Genomic DNA, 19,720 nt, shown 5'->3' on the forward strand with positions numbered 1-19,720 from the left:
TTTCATGACTTTAATTAACCAATAAATTTACGTGCGTTACGGAACATACGTAACCAAGCACCATCTTCTGCCCAATCTTCAGGCTTCCAAGAATGCTGTAAAGCACGGAAGTTACGTTCTGGATGCGGCATCATCACGGTTGCACGACCATCTTTAGAGGTTAAACCTGTAATCGCCTCAGGTGAACCATTCGGGTTCAATGGATAGTGTTGAGTTGGATTACCCAAACTATCCACATAGCGTAAGATCACTTGGTTCTCAGCATTTAAAGCAGCAATTTGCTGTTCAGTTGCAACCAGACGACCTTCACCATGCGCAACAGCGATTGGTAAAATCGAACCTTGCATATCTTCAAGTAATACAGAAACTGATTTTTCTACACGAACGTTCACGGCACGCGCTTCAAATACTTCTGAAGTGTTACGGTGGAAACGGCCCCAATGCTCTGCACCTGGAATCAGTGGTGCAAGTTGCGACATCATTTGACAACCATTACATACGCCTAAGCTGAATGTATTTTGACGATGGAAGAACTGCTCAAACTGGTCACGTAATTTCGCATTGAACAAGACTGATTTCGCCCAGCCACCACCAGCACCCATCACGTCACCGTATGAGAAACCACCACACGCCACTAAACCTTCGAAGTCGCTCAAGCTGACACGACCTGCTAGTAAGTCACTCATGTGTACGTCAATGGTATTGAAGCCAACTTTGTCAAAAGCAGCGGCCATTTCAACATGACCGTTAACACCCTGCTCACGCAAGATGGCCATATTAGGACGACGTGTATTGATAAACGGCGCTTCAACAGGTTCATTCAAGTCATAAGTTGCTTGTGCAATCAAACCTTTGTGGTTTTTGTCTGCGATTAATGCAAACTCTTGATCAGCAGTCTCAACGTTATCACGTAAGCGTTGGATCTGATGCGATACTTCTGCCCATGCTTGTTGCAATTCAGCACGCTCTAAAGTTAAACCATTCACAGCCAATTGATCGGTTGTATTGACACGGCCCACAACTGCAATGGCATCTTTCAGGCTAGATGCTGCAACTTCAACTTCTAACTGAGCCCAATCCGCCGCTGTGATTTGAAGTACAGCACCAATTTCTTCAGCGAATAAACTTTCAGTTGATTGATTTTCTAAAGCAACACCTAAGCGCGAAGCAAACATCATTTCAGCAACAGTCGCCAATAAACCGCCATCACCGATATCATGGTAAGCCTTAATCACACCGCGATTGTTCCAGTCTTGAATCAAGGCAAAGAATGCTTTGAAGTCATCAAAACTATCCACATCAGGTGTCACTGAACCAATGGCTTTATACACCTGCGCAAGGATCGAACCACCTAGGCGGAACTGACCTTTAGATAGGTCAATACGTACCAGTACTGAGTCTGCTAAGTTTTTCAATTCAGGCGTTAATGTTTTACGAACATCTAACACTGGAGCAAATGCAGTGATCACACCGGTCATAGGCGAAGTCACTGCTTTGTCTTCACCATCATTCCAAGTGGTACGCATTGAAAGTGAATCTTTACCGACTGGAATTGCGATACCTAATGCAGGACACATTTCCATGCCAATCGCTTTCACACCTTCAAACAAGGCTTGGTCTTCACCTTTTTGACCTGCCGCTGCCATCCAGTTTGCAGAAAGCTTGATATCGCTGATTTGTTCGATGTTGGCACAAGCAATATTGGTGATTGCTTCTGCAACCGCTAGACGCGCAGATGCAGCTGGATTTAACAACGCTACTGGTGGACGTTCACCCATTGCCATTGCTTCACCTGTGAAGCCTTGCAAGCTAGTGGTGGTTACAGCAGCATCAGCTACAGGAACCTGCCAGCGACCCACCATCTGATCACGTGCAACCATACCCGTAATCGAACGGTCACCAATGGTGATCAAGAATGATTTAGACGCAACTGTTGGATTTTTCAATACACGGAAAATCGCATCTTTTAAATCAACTTTCGCAGCATCAAAGTCGTTACCCGTACGCTCAATCGTTTCATATGAACGTTGCATACGCGGTGTACCGCCTAAGATCACCTGCATTGGAATATCAACAGGCTTGTTCTCAAACAACGGATCTTCAACCGTTAAGTGACGCGCTTCAGTCGCCTCACCCAATACCGCAAACGGACAACGCTCACGTGCACAAATTTCTTCAAACTGTTCTAAAGACTCTGGGCGAATAGCAAGTACATAACGTTCTTGCGCTTCATTTGACCAGATCTCCATCGGGCTCATACCTGGCTCTAATGATGGAATTTTACGTAGGTTAAGCACTGCACCCAACTCATGATCATTCACAAGTTCTGGCATGGCATTAGATACACCACCTGCACCGACGTCATGTACAGACACAATTGGGTTAAAGTCTTCTAAACGCCAGCAGGTATCGATGACTTCTTGGCAACGGCGTTCCATTTCTGGGTTTTCACGTTGCACCGAAGCAAAGTCCAAGCTCTCGCCCATGGTACCGCTGTCTACAGAAGACGCTGCGCCACCGCCAAGACCGATCAACATTGCAGGGCCACCCAATACAATGAGCAAGTCACCCGGTTGAATCGCATCTTTTTCAACATGGTCAGGACGAATATTACCGTAACCACCAGCGATCATGATTGGCTTATGGAAGCCTTTCACTTCACCATTGACATTCTGTTCGAAAGTACGGAAATAACCATTTAATGCTGGGCGACCAAATTCGTTGTTAAACGCAGCACCACCCAATGGACCTTCGATCATGATTTGTAATGGCGATGCCATACGTGAAGGTTTACCGTAGTTATCTTCCCAAGGTTGTTCAAAACCAGGGATATTTAAGTTTGAAACCGTAAAGCCAGTTAAACCTGCTTTTGGTTTACCACCACGACCTGTTGCACCTTCATCACGGATTTCACCGCCCGAACCTGTTGCAGCACCTGCAAATGGAGCAATTGCAGTTGGATGGTTGTGTGTTTCAACCTTCATCAAGATATGAGCAGCTTGGCTCTTATATTTATAAACGAAGTGACCATTTTCATCCGCCTTCGGATAAAAACGCATCGTGTCATAACCCACAATGACAGAGGCGTTATCTTTATATGCTGATAACACATCGGTTGGAGATTCTTTATAAGTGTTTTTAATCATTTGGAACAATGATAATGGTTGTTTTTCACCATCAATTGTCCATTCAGAACCAAAGATTTTATGACGACAGTGTTCAGAGTTTGCCTGTGCAAACATCATCAACTCGATGTCGTTTGGATTACGACCAAGCTTGGTAAATGCTTCGGTTAAGTAATCAATTTCTTGCTCAGATAAAGCAAAGCCAAACTCATTGTTGGCTTTGACTAGTGCTTCTTTTCCTTGACCCAAGATATCAATTGAGTTCAATGGCTTCGGCGCTGTTTCTGAGAATAGAGCTTTTGCATCATCAATTTGAGCAAAAACACTCTCTGTCATCCGGTCATGTAAGGCCAATTTCACTTCGTTCGAAATCTCTTTCACACCTTTAAGTGTAAATAACAGACCACGCTCTAAACGGTGAATAGGTGTATTACAGTTTTGGAAAATATCGGTTGCTTTAGATGACCACGGCGAGATTGTCCCCACACGCGGTGTCACTAAAATCTGGATTTCATCACTTGCAGCTTGGCGAAGTTCGAAAGATTGACCATCGTTTAAAAGTTGTAATGCCGATTGATGTTGCTGCTCGTTGAGCGCTTGATCAAACAAATAAACCCACTGGCTGTCAAAAGATTGAACAGAACTCATTGACGTTAATCGGTTTAAGAGTTGAGCTTTCTTGAAAGAAGAATGTGCTGATGCACCGGCCACGATAAACATGTTGACTTTGGCTCCACGGGTGGGTCTAACGAACCTACCACAATGTGACTTATGAAAGAGCGCATATTCTACTGTGAAAGGCTCATTTCAGCTAGCTATATCCATCTTAAAAATCAGAGTTTTCTACTGCAAATGGCTTAATTTCTTGTAGCTTTATCTATTTTACTTTATTCGTAACAATTCATTTAGCCTGCTGTATAACTCATATTTCTTGTTTGCAAGTCTTCTTTTGTGGAAATACCAAACTAAATAAAGAATTGCTCATTGCTTGCAAGTGACTCTTTTACCCCACCATCAACACCTTTAAAAGCCATATATGTGAGCAAATAAATGCCTTAAATTATGATTGAATACAAAACTATAAACGACAACATACTGATCCAAGACAACTTATGTCGCCCTACTCTAGTGCTTTAATCTTTTTTTTGGCATGATGATCCTGAACTCGTAGTGAATAATGATGAATGGAACAAATGCGTTGGGTAGAATTGCTTTCTGCAATTCGTTTAGGTAGTAAAAAAAGTAGTACTGAATTGGCTCGAAGCCCATTCCACAAAGATTATGACAGAATTATATTTTCTCAAAGTTTCCGTCAATTAAATAGAAAAACACAGGTTCACCCACTGACTCAACATGATGGGATTCATACCCGTCTCACACACTCGCTAGAAGTGTCTTGTATTGGGCGTTCACTCGGCATGTTGGCCGCAGAAAAAATCAAAGATGAATTACCGATGTGGATTTCACCTGCTGATGTTGGTGCGATTATCCAAGCTGCCTGTCTAGCGCATGATATTGGTAATCCACCTTTTGGTCATGCAGGCGAATATGCGATTCGTGAGTGGTTTGATGATGCATCGCATCGTGATTTCTTGACAAAACTCACCCCAGAAGAAGCAGCCGATGTACGTCAATTTGAAGGCAATGCCCAAGGACTTCGACTACTCAGCCGTATTGACTATCACCCCGATGATGGTGGTATGCGCTTAACCTGTGCAACACTCGGTGCCTATTTAAAATATCCGTGGTTATCTAAAACCATCGAAGAACAAGGCGATATGCCGTCCCATCAACGGGCAAAGTTTGGTTGCTATCAATCTGAAAAAGAAATTTTAAAACAGTTAGCAGAGCAACTTGGTCTGATTCAGCTTGGTGACTATCACTATTGCCGCCATCCACTGACCTATTTATTAGAAGCAGCTGATGATATTTGTTATGCACTCATTGATTTAGAAGATGGCATTATTCTGAACATGTTGAACTATGCCGAAGTCGAGCCAATTTTTCTGAATCTGATTGCAGATTATGGTTATCCAGAAGAACTCCATTTACCACATACCACATGGCAGCAAAAAATTGCAGCTCTCCGTGGGCGTGTAATGAAGCGTTTAGTCGATGAGGTGACCACGGCATTTGCCAAACATCAGTATGAAATTTTAACCGGTCAGCTCAAAGGCAGCCTATTGCAATATTGCTCACCGGATATTGAAGCAGGTATCCAAACGGCGAAGAATCTTGCCCGAGACCGTATTTTTGAGCATCCTCAAAAATCTGGTTTAGAAATTATTGCACACCAAAGCCTACAAACGATTTTGGACGCCTTTATCCCATTGACCATGCCGCATAAGACATTAAGCTTTAAAGAACAGCGGTTGATGTCAATTTTGCAACATTCAGGGGTAAATCTGCAAAACAACCACTATAATAATATTATGCAAGTTCTCGATATTATTAGTAAGTTCTCGGATCATCAGGCTTATAGCTTGGCGCAAGAGCTGCAAGGCAATAAGATAGGGTTCTTTTAGCCACTAGATGAGTTGGCACCCTTTCCTTTTTATACCCAAACTAAATTGTTTTTAAAAATAGTGAAATTTAACTCATGATCGGATGTTTAATTGGCGAAGTGTTTGCCCTAGAAGCCCCAACCGTATTACTCAATGTAAATGGCGTTGGCTATGAAATTGACACACCACTTTCGACATTTTGCCAATTACAAAAGGGACAGAAAGTTACTTTATGGACCCACCTAGTCGTTCGTGAAGATGCGCAACAACTTTACGGCTTTAGAGATGCACAAGAAAAAACCATTTTCCGTACCCTACTCAAAGTGAATGGCGTTGGCCCCAAAATGGCTTTGGGCATTCTATCGACATTAAGTGTTGAACTGCTCATCCACACAATTGAACATGATGATATTAATACGCTGATTAAAGTTCCGGGTGTAGGCAAAAAAACTGCTGAACGATTAATGATTGAATTACGCGATCGTTTCAAAGCCTTAGCACATTCAACTGGCAGTACGACAAATGCTGCTGCTCAAATTCAATTTATGGCAAATTCACCAGTTGCCGAAGCTGAAGCTGCTTTGCAATCCTTAGGTTATAAACCAGCAGAAGCACAAAAAGCAGTGGCAGCAGTTAAAGCAGACTATACTGAATCTGCTGACATTATCCGTGCTGCGCTTAAATCCATGATGAAGTAATAGATATATGCAAGATCGTCTTATTAGCGGAACAGAAAAACCTGAAGATCATTTTGATCGTGCCATTCGTCCGACCTCATTGGCTGACTATATTGGTCAGCCTGTGGTTCGTGAGCAAATGGAAATCTTCATTGGTGCAGCGCGTGGTCGTGGTGAAGCCCTAGATCATACTTTGATCTTTGGCCCTCCAGGTTTAGGGAAAACCACGTTGGCGAATATTATCGCAAGAGAAATGGGCGGTAATTTAAAATCAACTTCTGGCCCTGTATTAGAACGTGCTGGTGATTTAGCTGCCATGCTGACCAATCTGGAAGAAGGTGATGTGCTATTTATTGACGAGATTCATCGTCTTTCACCCGTGATCGAAGAGATTCTCTATCCAGCCATGGAAGACTATCAACTCGATATTATGATTGGTGAAGGCCCTGCTGCTCGTTCAATCAAGCTCGATCTACCCGCCTTCACTTTAGTTGCTGCCACAACACGTGCAGGTCTACTCACCTCTCCGTTACGTGACCGTTTTGGGATTGTACAGCGTTTAGAGTTCTATTCAGTTGAAGACCTGACCCATATCGTGACGCGTTCAGCTAACTTGATGGATGTCCCGATTACCAAAGAAGGCTCAACAGAGATTGCCCGTCGTGCCCGCGGCACCCCACGTATTGCCAACCGTTTATTACGTCGTGTGCGTGATTATGCGCAAGTGAAAGGTACAGGCGAAGTGACTCAAGATATGGCACAACGTGCTTTAGACATGCTTAATGTCGATAAAGCTGGTTTAGATACACTCGATCGTCGTTATCTCAGTATGTTATTGGAACGTTTTGAAGGCAGACCAACAGGTGTGGAAGCTTTGGCCGCAGCCATGGCTGAAGATAGTGGAACGCTTGAAGATGTGATTGAACCCTATTTAATCCAGCAAGGTTATGTGATGCGTACTGCACGTGGCCGTATTGCAACCAATATGGCGTATTTACAATTTGGGATGACGCCACCTGAAACATAAAAATATTTTCAACTTAGTGCTTCTTATAATGGGATGATTAGAATAGGATATGCCTGATTTTAATCATCTCATTATTTTTAGGGTAACAATGAAAAATAAAACTTTAACTTCCGTATTTTTGAGTAGCTTATTTTTAACAGCCTGCGGGGGTGGAGGTGATAATGCAAATAATGGCAATTCATTTCAAGCTAAAGAAAAACTAGATTATAGCAAACCAGAAAATCTTGAATTGATTTATGCACCCATTATCAATTTATCAAGCATTAATGAAAATCAACTCATTGATACGATCACGCTTGCTGAATCCGTTTTTTATTTAATTCAAGGTGGAGAAAAAATGGGCTACAAAGCCTTCTGCCGAAATAAAGAAGGGAGCTTTAGCAGAAATAGCCAAACTGTTACGCTGAATAAATGTGATTTACAATATACAAAAGATGGCGTTATTCAACCTGTTTCTGAGGAACCAATGATTCTGTCTGGAAGTGTTAGCACACAAGGATACTGGTCACAGGATAACTTTAAAATCGATACGATACTGAACCAATTTAAAGTAGAAGTTGATAATGAAATAACAACCTTTAATGGAAGCAAAAGCAGTCTATCTTATTATGCTGATGCTCGCCCCTTCAAATATGACATTGCTCAAATGGAATTCACATGGGCTGATAAAAAATATACCGAAGTCTATAAACTTACAAACTATAGCTTTGAGCCTTGGTCAACTGGATCAATTACCAAAGGACGTCTAGTTGGGATATCCAATAATAAAGAATTCTCTGTAAATTTTGACAATCAAATCAAATTTGGAAGTGTCGGTGATGTATCAGTATTTTATCCAAGTTTTGCTGAAATTTTTATTGAAGATACTAACAACAATAAAAATGCAATCACCATTACTAAAACCGTTGACTATAAAGCATTAATGCGTGCATATGCCAATGGCGTTACCGTCACAGGCTTCCCTAAAGTCGTCGCTTGGGAAGAACTCAACTATTAAAAGAAAGAGCCCTATTCAAGGGCTTCTTTTTTACCTCATTCAACAATATGTTATTTATTACTATTTCCTTAACCTTATTGAGGCAATATCATTCCTGATTGCTGACAGTACGCAAAAATAGGTAATAGAAATGGCAAATCATTTTGAGTTCAACATTCGCGTTTATATCGAAGATACAGATGCAGGCGGTATCGTTTACCATGCCAATCATATCCGTTTTATGGAGCGTGCCCGTACCGAATGGCTACGTGCAGCTGGTGTTGATCACTACTGGCACCAAAAAGATTACAGCTTCGTTGTACATCAAATCGCTGTTAAATATGTACGCCCAATATTAATGGATGATTTAATTACCGTTACAGCACGTGTTATTTCGTGTAAAGCCGCATCTTTTGTGTTGCAACAAAATATTTATCGTGGTGAAATCTTGCTGGCTTCAGGTGAGGTTGTGTTGGCATGTTTAAACAAAGAGTTAATGCCACGTAGACTTCCTGATGAAATTCGTGATCTGATTCAAAAAGAATTAGCACAGGACTAAAATAAACTTTCGGCACAGCAACTTATGGCAACTAACTTAGAATCTTCCCTGCATATTTCTGACCTAATTTTACAAGCAAGTCCTGTTGTACAACTGGTCATGCTGATCCTGCTACTCTCTTCAATTTATAGCTGGTATCTGATTGCCAAATTATATATGGGCTTTAAAAAAGCAGGACAAGAGGATGAGCATTTTCAAAAAATGTTCTGGTCAGGTGCCGAATTAAACACGCTTTATAATAATGCACAATTGAACTCTAAACGTCGTGGTCTAGAAGATATTTTCTACCAAGGCCTAGGTGAGTTCTTTAAGTTGCAAAAACGTAAAGCAGACACCAATCAAACCATCGAAGGAACTGAACGTATCCTGCGTGTTGGTTTAAGCCGTGACCAAGGTGGTTTAGAAGTCGGCTTGGGTGCACTTGCTAGTATTGGTTCAGTTGCACCTTATATCGGCTTATTTGGTACGGTATGGGGGATTATGAATGCCTTTATCGGCCTTGCTGCCGTGGACCAAGTGACTTTGGCAACTGTTGCTCCTGGTATTGCCGAAGCCCTCATTGCAACTGCGATTGGTTTGTTTGCAGCAATTCCTGCTGTACTTGCGTTTAACCACTTTACCGCTAAAGGTGAATCAATCTATTCAGATCGTGCTTTATTTGCAGAAGAAATGGTTGCCCTATTACAGCGTCAAGCGATTGGAACGACACAGGAAGATGCATAATGGCGATTCAACGATCTGGACGCTTTGAGCGGATTAAAAAACCGCTCAAAAGTGATATGAATGTGGTTCCCTATATCGACGTCATGTTGGTGTTATTGGTCATTTTTATGGTGACCGCCCCCATGATTACCAGCGGTATTAAAGTAGATTTGCCACAAGCCAATAATCAACCTATCGAATCAAAAGATATGCCAGCAATGGTGACTTTAGGTAAAGATGGCAATATCTACCTTGAGTATAAAGAACATAAAAGTAGTGAACCACTTTCACTTGAACAGCTCGAAACTGTGTTAAGCGAAGCTCAAGTACAAGCTGAACAAGAAAATAAGAAGTTGATGGTATTAGTCAATGGAGAGGAATCTCGTCCATATGGTGAAGTTGTCGCTCTTATGTCTAGTTTACAAGAAGCTGGTCTTACTCAAGTCGGCTTACTCACGAAGTCTTTAAAATAAGCTATGAAAAAATTTCAAGAGCCACCTTTTAAGCAAAATGCGATTGCGCTGGGTTTTACCCTCGGTGTTCATGCAATCGCAATTGTTGGCTTGTTGTTTTTAGGCTTGAGTAAACCCCCTGAAGAACCTAAAAAACTGACCACTATTTTGGTGAAGCCAGAAGATTTACCACAGTCATTACAACAACCCGAACAACAAGTCTCTGCTGAACATCAGGCAGAAGAAGTGCAAAGCCCTATCGTGGATACAACACTTCCTGAAAATATTCCTGTAACACCTCCGCCGCCAACTGCACAACAACTTGCGGCTGAAAAGCAAAAAGCTGAACAGGCACAGCAAGCCAAACTTGCTGAGCAAAAACGCAAAGCAGATGAAGCTGCTCGTGCACAGCAAGTTGAAGAACAACGTAAACTTGCAGATGCTCAAGCACAGAAACAACGTGCGGACGCTGAAGCGAAACGCCAAGCAGAAGCAGATACGAAGCGTAGAGCTGAACAAAATGCCAAAGCCGAGGCTGAAGCCAAAGCACGCCAAAAAGCGGAACAAGATGCGAAATTAAGACAGCAAAAAGCTGCTGAAAATGCAAAACTTCAAGCGCAACAGGATGCCAAGCGCAAAGCTGAGGCAGATGCCAAGGCGCGTGCTGAAGCAGATGCCAAGGCGCGTGCTGAAGCAGATGCAAAACGTAAAGCTGAGGCTGACGCGAGAGCAAAAGCCAACGCAGATACGAAGCGTAAAGCCGAAGCTGATGCCAAGGCACGTGCTGAAGCCGATGCAAAACGTAAAGCTGAGGCCGACGCGAGAGCAAAAGCCAACGCTGATGCGAAGCGTAAAGCCGAAGCTGATGCCAAGGCTAAAGCTGAGGCCGACGCGAAACGCAAAGCAAATGCTGATGCCAAAGCAAAAGCTGACGCAGATGCGAAACGTAAAGCCGAGGCCGATGCGAAGGCAAAAGCTGACGCAGATGCGAAACGTAAAGCAAATGCAGATGCCAAGGCAAAAGCTGATGCAGACGCGAAACGTAAAGCCGAGGCCGATGCGAAGGCAAAAGCTGACGCAGATGCGAAACGTAAAGCTGAGGCTGAAGCAGATGCCAAAGCTGCAGCCGCTAAAAAAGCTGAGCAGGAAGCTGCCCAGAAAAAAGCGGATGCAAAACGTGTTGCTTCAACTGCGAAACGTGATTTCGAACAAAAAATCTATCGTGCGTGGAATATGCCATCTGGCTCATCGGGTCAGCGTGCGAGCGCTCGTGTGACTTTAAGCGATAGCGGTGCCGTACTTTCTGTCGTTGTAACAGCGAGTGACCCAGACGTTAAGGCGAGTGTCGAAGCTGCGGTAAGAGCTGCTGCTCCTTACCCGATGCCAGATGATCCAACCGCCCGTCGTGAAGCAAGAAGCTTTACTTCAAGTTTTACTGCAAAATAGTAATGAATAGTTAACGTTACATGCTTTTAATAGCACAAAGCATGTAACTATGTTAAATAATCAACAGCCACAAAAATACGAACGCAAGTAATTGTAACTATGGACAAGACTCGTAAACACCTCCTCTCTTTAGCAGTATTTGCTGCGATTAGTACAGTTGTTCCAACAGCAACTTTCGCACAATTACACCTCGAAATTGCTAAAGCACCTGAACAAGCACCTAAAATCGCGATCATCCCATTTGCAAATGACAATGCGATCTATCCAATTGTGGAAAGCGACTTGAATCGTTCAGGTCGTTTTACCAGCGCATCTCAAAATTTGCCGGCTACTGCAAGCCTTAATCAGGTTCAAGCGGGTGATTGGCAGAATGCCGGTGTGCCGTATGTTGTCGTTGGACAACTTAAGGCGGTTGATGCCAATACTTTTGAGATTCATTACCAGTTATATGATGTACAGAAACAACAATACTTACTCAATGAAGTACTGACTGTACCAAGCTCACGTGTACGCCAAGCAGGCCACCTGATCAGTGATACCATCTATCAAGCTTTAACAGGTATTGCTGGTGACTTTAGTGGTCGTATTGCTTATGTATTGCGTAATCAAGCGACACCTGCCCAACGCTATACATTACAAATCGCCGACACAGATGGTGAGCAACCTAAAACAGTATTGTCATCACGTGATCCTATCTTATCTCCAGCTTGGACACCTGATGCTAAGAAAATTGCTTATGTATCATTTGAAACCAAACGCCCTGCAATTTACTTACAAGACTTAGCCACGGGCCAACGTGAAGTTTTAGCGAGCTTCCGCGGTCTAAATGGCGCTCCAAGCTTCTCTCCAGACGGAAAATCGATGTTATTCACTGCATCAATGCATGGTAACCCAGAAGTTTATCAAATGGATTTAAGCACACGTCAAGTACAGCGCATGACCAATGACTCTGCGATTGATACTGAAGCACGTTATTCTCCAGATGGTAAATCATTTATCTTTACTTCTGATCGTGGTGGTTCACCACAGATTTATCGCTATAGCTTTGATGATAGTTCTGTAAAACGCTTGACCTTCAAAGGTGCGTTTAATGCACGCGGTACTTTGAGTGCTGATGGTAAAAAGATTGCTTTAGTACATCGTCCAAGTGGCAGTAACTACAAAGTTGCAATCCAAGATATCAATACTGGTATCACCAATATTCTGACACCGACAAGTTTAGATGAATCACCGAGCTTCTCACCAAATGGACAGATGGTGGTTTATGCAACACGTGAAGGTAGTCGTGGTTTGTTATCCGTCATGTCGACTGATGGCCGTTTCCGCATGAATTTACCAAGCGAGCAAGGTGAAGTTCGTGAACCAGCTTGGGCACCAAAATAAGTTTAATCGATTGGAGAATCATATGAACATTAAATATCTAACGCTTCCACTGATTGCTGCAACACTTGTATTTACAGGCTGTGCAAGCCGTAAGCCTGCCGCTGAAATTACTACTGGCACAAATCCAAATGGCTCAACCACAGTCAGCACAGATGGTTTAAGTGAAGATGCAGCATTAAATGCGCAAAACTTGGCTGGTGCATCTTCTAAAGGTGTCACTGCTGCAAATAAAGCATTCTTGGCAAAACGCGTGGTGCACTTTAACTTTGATAGCAGTGATTTATCGAATGAAGATTATCAAACCCTACAAGCACATGCTCAATTCCTAGTTGCTAACGCTAACTCTCGTGTTGCTCTGACAGGCCATACGGATGAACGTGGTACGCGTGAATACAATATGGCACTTGGCGAACGCCGTGCAAAAGCAGTTGAAAGCTTTTTGATTACCAACGGTGTAAACCCACAGCAACTTGAAGCAGTTAGCTACGGTAAAGAATCACCGGTGAATGCAGGTCATGATGAAGCGGCGTGGAAAGAAAACCGCCGCGTAGAAATTAACTACGAAGCAGTTCCACCACTATTAAAATAATTGTGGTTTCGCTGTAAATAAAAATGCTCACTTCATGTGAGCATTTTTATTTCATTTATTAAGACGAAGATTGAGCATCAGGCTTGTTTTGCATTGATTCAATCAAATCGTGCTTATTAAACTCTTTATATTCTGGCTTAGCTTCATACTCTTTCCATGCATCCTTCACATTTTCTTTGGAAATCGTATCTAAGCTAATCGGCTCACTCGGCGTGGGCGTTGCCTCAAAATTCTTGGTTGACATCGGTAGCCTCCAAACATCCTGTTTAGTATCTATGCAACATAGCATGTAATGCTGCACTTGTAATCATAAAAGCAACATAAATAAAGTAAGATAATTTTTATTTTCGGACGATCTCATCTAGAATACCCACATTCTTTTTTTATCAATTTTTGACACGGCCAAATCGGAGCTATTCAATATGTCAAACCTTACTTTGACCCAATACCTAGAACAACAAAATGGGAATTTGACTCCAGAGTTGGCACAAGTCATCGAAACAATTGCGGCTACATGCCAAACCATTGATCAGGCACTTCAAAAAGGTGCTTTAGCTGGTATTTTGGGCAGTGCAGGCAACGAGAACGTTCAAGGCGAAACACAAAAGAAATTAGATGTTATTTCTAATGATTACCTGATTGATGCTTTAAAAGCACACCCACAAGTGGGTGGTTTGGCCTCAGAAGAGCTAGATGACTTCACCCCTGCCCAAGAAAATGGTAAATATCTAGTTTTGTTTGATCCACTCGATGGTTCAAGCAATATCGACATTAACATGTGTGTCGGTACAATTTTCTCTATTCTTCCTGCAAAGAATTCTGTCACTCAATCTGCAGACTTTATGCAAGCTGGTACAGCGCAAGTTGCCGCAGGTTATGTGCTTTATGGCCCGTCAACCATGTTAGCACTTACAGTGGGTGCAGGTGTTGCGTTCTTTACTTTTGACCCAACAACACAAAACTTCTTGCTAACGACAGAACAAGTGCAAGTCACAGCAGATACACAAGAGTTTGCAATTAACTCGTCGAATCAACGTCACTGGGAAAACCCTGTAAAACGTTATATTGACGAACTTTTAGCGGGTAAAACATCAGTCCGTGAAAAAGATTTTAATATGCGTTGGGTTGCATGTATGGTAGGTGATATTCACCGTATCTTATGTCGTGGCGGTATTTTCCTTTACCCTTACGATTTAAAAGACCCAAAAAAAGCAGGTCGCTTACGTTTGATGTATGAAGCAAATCCAATGAGTATGTTGATCGAACAAGCTGGTGGTGCGTCTACGACAGGTCGTGTTCGTATTATGGACATCCAACCAACAGAACTACACCAACGTGTCCCTGTGATTATTGGCTCTAAAAACGAAGTGGAACGCGTAACAAGCTACCACTAATTAATTTTATAATCAGGGCATTATAAAATTATGATGCCCTTTTGGATGTTTATCTTATGGCGGTTATTTTCCTAGAATCAAAAGACAATGCAAAAATTAAACATTTGCGTGGTCTGATCGAGCTTAACAGTGCTCGAAAAAAACATCAGCAAACCGTTCTAGAAGGTACACATCTGTGCTTGGCTTGGTTGCAACAGCAGAAAAAAATCTTTTCTTTATTTACCACCGAACAAGCCTTAGAACATCCAGATTTACAAGAAGTGATTGAACTCCATCAAGCTCACATCTTTGTTATTAGTGAAGTCCTGTATAAGGATTTAAGTACCTTAGGCACAACCCTGCCTTGTCTCGCGATTGTTGATTTACCCAAAACTGCCGCCACGATTGATTTTAAGGCGGATACTTTAATTCTAGAAAATGTTCAAGATCCTGGAAATGTAGGGACACTACTCCGCTCTGCTGCCGCTGCAAACATCAAACAGGTGATTTGTACACAAGGCTCAGCTGCACTTTGGTCTCCACGTGTGCTTCGAGCAGGTATGGGCGCTCATTTTAGTCTTCAATGTTTTGAAAACTTCCAGCTCACAGATATTCTTCCAAAATTTCAAATTCCAGTTTTTGTGACCAGTTCACATCGCTCAACCAGTTTATATAGCCAAGATTTAACTCAAGCCTGCGTCTGGATTTTAGGCAATGAAGGTCAAGGTGCAAGTGACTATGCACTTGAGCATGCTCAGGCAGTAGCGATCCCTCAACCTGGTGGACAAGAGTCTCTCAATGTCGCCATTGCAGGTTCAGTATGCTTCTTTGAAATGGTTCGCCAACGTCAGTAAAAACGTTAAATTATTTTAAATACGATTTTTTTACTGAGAAAATCAATTACACTACTAAAAATAATTGCTTAAGTTGTCAACGCGCCCACCATTTTCAACGTTATATGATTAATGAATTGGAATTAATGGTGGGTATCCATGACAGGATTTTCCATCTCTATGGATTTAGCACCGAAACAGGCTCGAACCGAAAACAGTACTGATCACAGTACTGTTGAACAACGTCTGCGTTTTTTTATGCAAGACGTTACAGGTCGTGCCTTGGTTATGATGGAAAGTGCAACGCAGGGACAACAAGGCATTGCAATGGATTTAGTGCAAGAAGCTTTCATTTCATTGCACAAATCATATGCAGATAAAAGTACTGAAGAATGGTATCCCCTGTTCTACACCATATTAAATAACAAACTCCAAGACTGGCGACGCAAAGAAGCTCGCCGTGCGAGTCCATTTTCATTATTTAAAAAAATTAGTTTAGATGATGACGAAGAAATCATTGATGTTGTGGATGAATCGACCCCTAATCCGTTTGAATTTCTTGATCAAGAAGTCACGATGGAGGAAATTCAAGCTGCAGTCAATCAACTACCCGTCCGTCAACAACAAGCATTTATGCTAAGAGCGTGGGAAGGTTTTGATACGATGACCACAGCACAAATTATGGATTGCAGTGAAGGCAGTGTGAAAACACATTACCACCGTGCAATTCAGGGACTCCGAATTGCTTTAGAGCATTTAAACCCGCATACGGGAGGATCATCAGATGAAAAAAGATGAGTTCACTAAACATGTGACTTCCAGACTTGACCAACTTGCGAAAGAACAGCACCACAATAAAATGATGGTGATGAATCATGTTCTCGATACTGTACAAAAGAAACCAACCTCTTATTACAGTGTTTGGAAAATGACTGGTTTTGCGTTTGCTGCTGCCCTCATGGGGATTGTGGTTCTACCTAGTTCGTTGCAATTGGCAGATCAACCACAAAACCAAGTTGTCGTGAATCCAAAACTTTCACCGCAAATGGTTGAAGATATGGAAATGTTATTGGTCTTAGGTGAGGATAAAGTTCCACATGGCAGCTAAAAAATTAGCACTTGTTGTGTGTACGCTCGGCTTATTACAAACCAGTTTTGCAGGTTCAGAACGTTTTTGGGTATTTTCCAAACCGAATAAACCAGCAACGGAAGAAGCATGGGATGACTTATCACCTGAGGAGCAACGCGTTTTAATCAAGCGCTATCAGACATTAAAGGAAGTACCAACCAATCAAAGCACACAGCTTCAACAACGAATGGAGTGGTTCACGCAATTACCTGAAGAAGAAAAACAGAAAATGCGTGATGTTTGGCAAAAAATGAGTATGCAAGAACGTAACATTCTTCGTAAACGCATGCTAAATGCCAGTAGCGAAGAGCGTGTAAATATCAGAGAAGAATATCTCAGTAAATACGCTGAGCACTGAGTTTTAAATTGATAACAATAAAAAATAGCGCCTAAAAGGCGCTATTTTTTTATCTTTGGTCTACTTACTTTTTAAAGCGACGATAAGCTAATAGTCCCAATAAACCAAATATCGAATAGAAACTCATACTACCCCCACCACTGCTCGCTGGACGAGTATCATCAGTCGTGGTTGCTGTACTAATGGTTCGCACAGTAGCTGAATTTGATGATATACCATCAGCATCATAAACTTGATAGTTAAATGAGAAGTTAAATGGGTTAAATGCATTTACTTCCTGAACGTAAATATTCCCACCGTAGCAAGTCTCTTTTTCATCTGGTGCAGGACAAGCACCTTTACGATCAGCTGTAATACTCAAATCATTGGTCGGCACATTGGTCAAGCGAATTGGTAACTCAATACCTTCTGCATTCTTCCAAAATTGAGATTTATTTGGATTTTTTTCTGGACCAGTCCCACCTTCTCCAGTGTCACCATTGTCATTGGCAAAGTTTAATAAATTCAGGCTAAGTTTTTGCTTTTCCTTATATTTAAACGTTAAAGATGTATCAGTTGCCACAGGTGCAATATTTACGAAAGCTGCACGAATTAAGCCAGACGAACTTATATTTGGATTAGACTTTGACGTGATCGTGTATTTACAGAAAATCTTGTCTCCTGCTTGGGTAATACTGTCATCCTTACGGTAAAAAATAATTTGCTGAAGGTCTTTATTCCAAGCACATACTAAATTTTCTTTGTCACTTGCATCAATATCAGTGACAGTATCATTAATTTGACCTTTACCAAGAGGTTCTGTCGTGACATTATATAAATCAGGATTAAAAAACTCTAATTTATAACTACCATCAGCTTGCTCAGTATCTTGAGGTAATGGTAATTGATAGTTACTTAAATCAATGTAAATTGCACGATATTTCAAATTAGCTTTTGTATATTGTAATAGCTTTTGATATTGATCCAAACGAGATTTATAGTAAGTTAAAAAATCAGGATTATTTGGATTTTTGACCAAATTATCAAAGAAGTTATATTGAGATTGATAAGTTGACATTGCACTACTAATAGAGGTATTAGTCAAATCTTGTAAATCACCCGCTGTAAATCGCATTAACTCAACTGAACCAATATCACAACGGTTGCTCGCATCAGGATTGTAATACAAAGTACCATCTACAATACGCGCCAAACCACGTTGGTCCGTTGCACTACAAGAAATTCCATCAACATCTAATAAACCAACTATTTTTGTAGTCGTCTTATCATCTACCTTAACTTCTATTTCTGTTACATTTTTCTTTGGGTAATAGATTGGTAGAAATGCAGTATAAGCAGAAGCTGCTTGTAATGGACTTAATAGTGTTCCAATACTAATATTACTGACATTTAAATTGGTTGTATTATTTTTAAGTGACTCTTTTGGAACATCACAGACATTATTGATTGGAGATGTAGAATCGCCCTCTTTTAATGAAAGCGCATTATAAGCTATACCAAAACTAACCTCTTCCTGATTGACGACATCACCAAATAGATATCGACATGCATAACTATTCACCCCACCATTATAAGCAAGAACGTTATAGGTTAATACTTTCCCACCAATTTTATCATAAAGCAGAGTTGTAAAAGCTTGATTTTCAACAATGGTATTACTGGTTAAAATTATATTACTTGCATTACTTAGAATACTGGAATTATTATTTTCTTCAGTTCCTGGTTTAGTATCACCTGTAAATTTGATTAAATTACCAGATGAGGAATTAACAATATTTTTTGCAATCGTATTCGTTATTAATGTTGCAGTTGACTCTCCACAAAACTCAATCATACTGCTTGAGTTTCCAGAACCATTTGTAACAAAGCTGTTTGATGTTAAATTAATCGTACGTTTTGCATACGTCACATCATTAAAACAACTCATAGACAAGACACTACCTTTATCAGCCTGATTTCCCTGAATCAAGCTTTTCGTCAAAGTTAGTGTTGTTGAGGGACCTGCTAAATAAACAGCCCCCCCCTCTTTTGCGTGGGAATCTAAAATTTGACTACTTTGTAAGACAACATCAGCACCTGCATAAATCGCTCCACCACGATCTGCCGTCCGACCACCAGTCAAAATTACATTACTGAGACTGAGAGCTTTCGTTCCTAATGTTGTATTAAAAATACGTGAATTCTCAGCTTTAATCGTAGTTTGCAAAGGAATTTGTGCTGGATATTGATTAACTACATCATTTAATAGAACATTTTTTTCCTGCCAATCAACTGGACTAGCACCCCAAATTGCGACATTCACATTTGGCGTTAATTCCTTCTTAAGGGTATAGACCCCTTTTTCAAGCTGAATAACTTTCTGCGTACTTGAAAGCGTATCTGTGACCACACACCCACCATAAGCAACGCGTGTTTCGGCTGTTTTTAACGCTTCGCGCAATGAACAAGCAGAAGGGTTTTCACCATCTTCATCCACAAAAGTAGTGACTTTAATAGGTGTGCTACTAGTTGCCGCTAACAGTGGCATTGTCGCCAGAACCATGGTTGCTAAAATTGTTTTTTTATAATGTCTCATCTCATCTCATCC

General features: G+C 41.4%; 18 protein-coding genes. 15 read left to right on the plus strand and 3 right to left on the minus strand.

Features of this window, described 5'->3' with window-relative positions:
• Positions 1–14 precede the first annotated feature (14 nt).
• Positions 15–3,845: a phosphoribosylformylglycinamidine synthase gene (gene purL, locus B2727_RS03080; RefSeq protein ID WP_033134579.1), complete on the minus strand. Its 3,831-nt coding sequence runs from the start codon at positions 3,843–3,845 to the stop codon at positions 15–17.
• A gap of 464 nt (positions 3,846–4,309) precedes the next feature.
• Here purL and B2727_RS03085 point away from each other — a divergent pair, with 464 nt between their 5' ends.
• The 10 genes from B2727_RS03085 to pal all read left to right on the plus strand — a co-directional run bounded on the left by B2727_RS03085 (position 4,310) and on the right by pal (position 13,440).
• Complete coding sequence (locus tag B2727_RS03085) at positions 4,310–5,650, plus strand: deoxyguanosinetriphosphate triphosphohydrolase (protein ID WP_004805678.1); 1,341 nt, start codon at positions 4,310–4,312, stop codon at positions 5,648–5,650.
• A gap of 74 nt (positions 5,651–5,724) precedes the next feature.
• Entirely contained in the window at positions 5,725–6,327 is a 603-nt protein-coding gene (ruvA, locus tag B2727_RS03090; RefSeq protein WP_033134578.1) for a Holliday junction branch migration protein RuvA, read from the plus strand.
• A gap of 7 nt (positions 6,328–6,334) precedes the next feature.
• A complete protein-coding gene (gene ruvB, locus B2727_RS03095; RefSeq protein ID WP_033134577.1) occupies positions 6,335–7,333 on the plus strand; it encodes a Holliday junction branch migration DNA helicase RuvB in 999 nt (332 codons plus the stop codon).
• Between the two features lie 49 nt (positions 7,334–7,382).
• Complete coding sequence (locus tag B2727_RS03100; protein WP_227505300.1) at positions 7,383–8,330, plus strand: hypothetical protein; 948 nt, start codon at positions 7,383–7,385, stop codon at positions 8,328–8,330.
• A gap of 130 nt (positions 8,331–8,460) precedes the next feature.
• Positions 8,461–8,868 (plus strand): tol-pal system-associated acyl-CoA thioesterase, encoded by a 408-nt coding sequence (ybgC, locus tag B2727_RS03105; protein WP_004805671.1) that lies wholly within the window; start codon positions 8,461–8,463, stop codon positions 8,866–8,868.
• Positions 8,869–8,892: 24 nt separating this feature from the next.
• Positions 8,893–9,591 carry a protein TolQ gene (tolQ, locus tag B2727_RS03110; protein WP_004805668.1) on the plus strand — a complete coding sequence of 233 codons (699 nt, stop codon included), beginning with the start codon at positions 8,893–8,895 and terminating at the stop codon, positions 9,589–9,591.
• Positions 9,591–10,043 (plus strand): protein TolR, encoded by a 453-nt coding sequence (gene tolR / locus B2727_RS03115; protein WP_004805667.1) that lies wholly within the window; start codon positions 9,591–9,593, stop codon positions 10,041–10,043. Before tolQ ends, tolR begins: the two co-directional genes overlap by 1 nt.
• Before the next feature lie 3 nt (positions 10,044–10,046).
• Complete coding sequence (gene tolA / locus B2727_RS03120) at positions 10,047–11,468, plus strand: cell envelope integrity protein TolA (protein WP_291347862.1); 1,422 nt, start codon at positions 10,047–10,049, stop codon at positions 11,466–11,468.
• A 99-nt stretch (positions 11,469–11,567) separates the two neighbouring features.
• Complete coding sequence (gene tolB, locus B2727_RS03125) at positions 11,568–12,851, plus strand: Tol-Pal system beta propeller repeat protein TolB (RefSeq protein WP_005322019.1); 1,284 nt, start codon at positions 11,568–11,570, stop codon at positions 12,849–12,851.
• Between the two features lie 22 nt (positions 12,852–12,873).
• Positions 12,874–13,440, plus strand: a complete 567-nt coding sequence (gene pal, locus B2727_RS03130; protein ID WP_004805662.1) for a peptidoglycan-associated lipoprotein Pal — start codon at positions 12,874–12,876, stop codon at positions 13,438–13,440.
• Between the two features lie 58 nt (positions 13,441–13,498).
• On the opposite strand, the gene B2727_RS03135 is transcribed toward pal, so the two are convergent.
• A complete protein-coding gene (locus B2727_RS03135; protein WP_004805661.1) occupies positions 13,499–13,684 on the minus strand; it encodes an NF038105 family protein in 186 nt (61 codons plus the stop codon).
• A 178-nt stretch (positions 13,685–13,862) separates the two neighbouring features.
• Between B2727_RS03135 and B2727_RS03140 the strand changes: the two genes are divergently transcribed.
• The 5 genes from B2727_RS03140 to B2727_RS03160 all read left to right on the plus strand — a co-directional run bounded on the left by B2727_RS03140 (position 13,863) and on the right by B2727_RS03160 (position 17,133).
• Entirely contained in the window at positions 13,863–14,834 is a 972-nt protein-coding gene (locus B2727_RS03140) for a class 1 fructose-bisphosphatase (protein WP_004805658.1), read from the plus strand.
• Between the two features lie 56 nt (positions 14,835–14,890).
• Positions 14,891–15,667: a TrmH family RNA methyltransferase gene (locus B2727_RS03145; RefSeq protein WP_004805656.1), complete on the plus strand. Its 777-nt coding sequence runs from the start codon at positions 14,891–14,893 to the stop codon at positions 15,665–15,667.
• A 159-nt stretch (positions 15,668–15,826) separates the two neighbouring features.
• On the plus strand, positions 15,827–16,444 hold the full coding sequence (locus B2727_RS03150; protein WP_033134574.1) for an RNA polymerase sigma factor: 618 nt from the start codon (positions 15,827–15,829) through the stop codon (positions 16,442–16,444).
• Positions 16,431–16,754: a hypothetical protein gene (locus B2727_RS03155; RefSeq protein ID WP_004654617.1), complete on the plus strand. Its 324-nt coding sequence runs from the start codon at positions 16,431–16,433 to the stop codon at positions 16,752–16,754. The genes B2727_RS03150 and B2727_RS03155 overlap by 14 nt, the downstream gene beginning before the upstream one ends.
• Complete coding sequence (locus B2727_RS03160; protein ID WP_033134573.1) at positions 16,744–17,133, plus strand: DUF3106 domain-containing protein; 390 nt, start codon at positions 16,744–16,746, stop codon at positions 17,131–17,133. Before B2727_RS03155 ends, B2727_RS03160 begins: the two co-directional genes overlap by 11 nt.
• Positions 17,134–17,197: 64 nt before the next feature.
• Here B2727_RS03160 and B2727_RS03165 read toward each other — a convergent pair whose 3' ends face one another.
• Positions 17,198–19,708 carry a CSLREA domain-containing protein gene (locus B2727_RS03165; protein ID WP_033134572.1) on the minus strand — a complete coding sequence of 837 codons (2,511 nt, stop codon included), beginning with the start codon at positions 19,706–19,708 and terminating at the stop codon, positions 17,198–17,200.
• Positions 19,709–19,720 lie beyond the last annotated feature (12 nt).

The organism is Acinetobacter sp. UBA991 (assembly GCF_002292065.1).
Taxonomy (GTDB): Bacteria; Pseudomonadota; Gammaproteobacteria; order Pseudomonadales; family Moraxellaceae; genus Acinetobacter; species Acinetobacter higginsii.

Excerpts from the sequence above, each read along its gene's own strand:
- tolA (WP_291347862.1), top strand. The coding sequence starts at position 10,047 with ATGAAAAAATTTCAAGAGCCACCTTTTAAGCAAAATGCGATTGCGCTG.
- tolQ (WP_004805668.1), top strand. The coding sequence starts at position 8,893 with ATGGCAACTAACTTAGAATCTTCCCTGCATATTTCTGACCTAATTTTA.
- pal (WP_004805662.1), top strand. The coding sequence starts at position 12,874 with ATGAACATTAAATATCTAACGCTTCCACTGATTGCTGCAACACTTGTA.
- B2727_RS03165 (WP_033134572.1), bottom strand. The coding sequence starts at position 19,708 with ATGAGACATTATAAAAAAACAATTTTAGCAACCATGGTTCTGGCGACA.
- B2727_RS03140 (WP_004805658.1), top strand. The coding sequence starts at position 13,863 with ATGTCAAACCTTACTTTGACCCAATACCTAGAACAACAAAATGGGAAT.
- B2727_RS03135 (WP_004805661.1), bottom strand. The coding sequence starts at position 13,684 with ATGTCAACCAAGAATTTTGAGGCAACGCCCACGCCGAGTGAGCCGATT.
- ruvB (WP_033134577.1), top strand. The coding sequence starts at position 6,335 with ATGCAAGATCGTCTTATTAGCGGAACAGAAAAACCTGAAGATCATTTT.
- tolR (WP_004805667.1), top strand. The coding sequence starts at position 9,591 with ATGGCGATTCAACGATCTGGACGCTTTGAGCGGATTAAAAAACCGCTC.
- B2727_RS03150 (WP_033134574.1), top strand. The coding sequence starts at position 15,827 with ATGGATTTAGCACCGAAACAGGCTCGAACCGAAAACAGTACTGATCAC.
- tolB (WP_005322019.1), top strand. The coding sequence starts at position 11,568 with ATGGACAAGACTCGTAAACACCTCCTCTCTTTAGCAGTATTTGCTGCG.
- B2727_RS03160 (WP_033134573.1), top strand. The coding sequence starts at position 16,744 with ATGGCAGCTAAAAAATTAGCACTTGTTGTGTGTACGCTCGGCTTATTA.
- B2727_RS03085 (WP_004805678.1), top strand. The coding sequence starts at position 4,310 with ATGGAACAAATGCGTTGGGTAGAATTGCTTTCTGCAATTCGTTTAGGT.
- ruvA (WP_033134578.1), top strand. The coding sequence starts at position 5,725 with ATGATCGGATGTTTAATTGGCGAAGTGTTTGCCCTAGAAGCCCCAACC.
- B2727_RS03100 (WP_227505300.1), top strand. The coding sequence starts at position 7,383 with ATGCCTGATTTTAATCATCTCATTATTTTTAGGGTAACAATGAAAAAT.
- ybgC (WP_004805671.1), top strand. The coding sequence starts at position 8,461 with ATGGCAAATCATTTTGAGTTCAACATTCGCGTTTATATCGAAGATACA.
- B2727_RS03145 (WP_004805656.1), top strand. The coding sequence starts at position 14,891 with ATGGCGGTTATTTTCCTAGAATCAAAAGACAATGCAAAAATTAAACAT.
- purL (WP_033134579.1), bottom strand. The coding sequence starts at position 3,845 with ATGTTTATCGTGGCCGGTGCATCAGCACATTCTTCTTTCAAGAAAGCT.
- B2727_RS03155 (WP_004654617.1), top strand. The coding sequence starts at position 16,431 with ATGAAAAAAGATGAGTTCACTAAACATGTGACTTCCAGACTTGACCAA.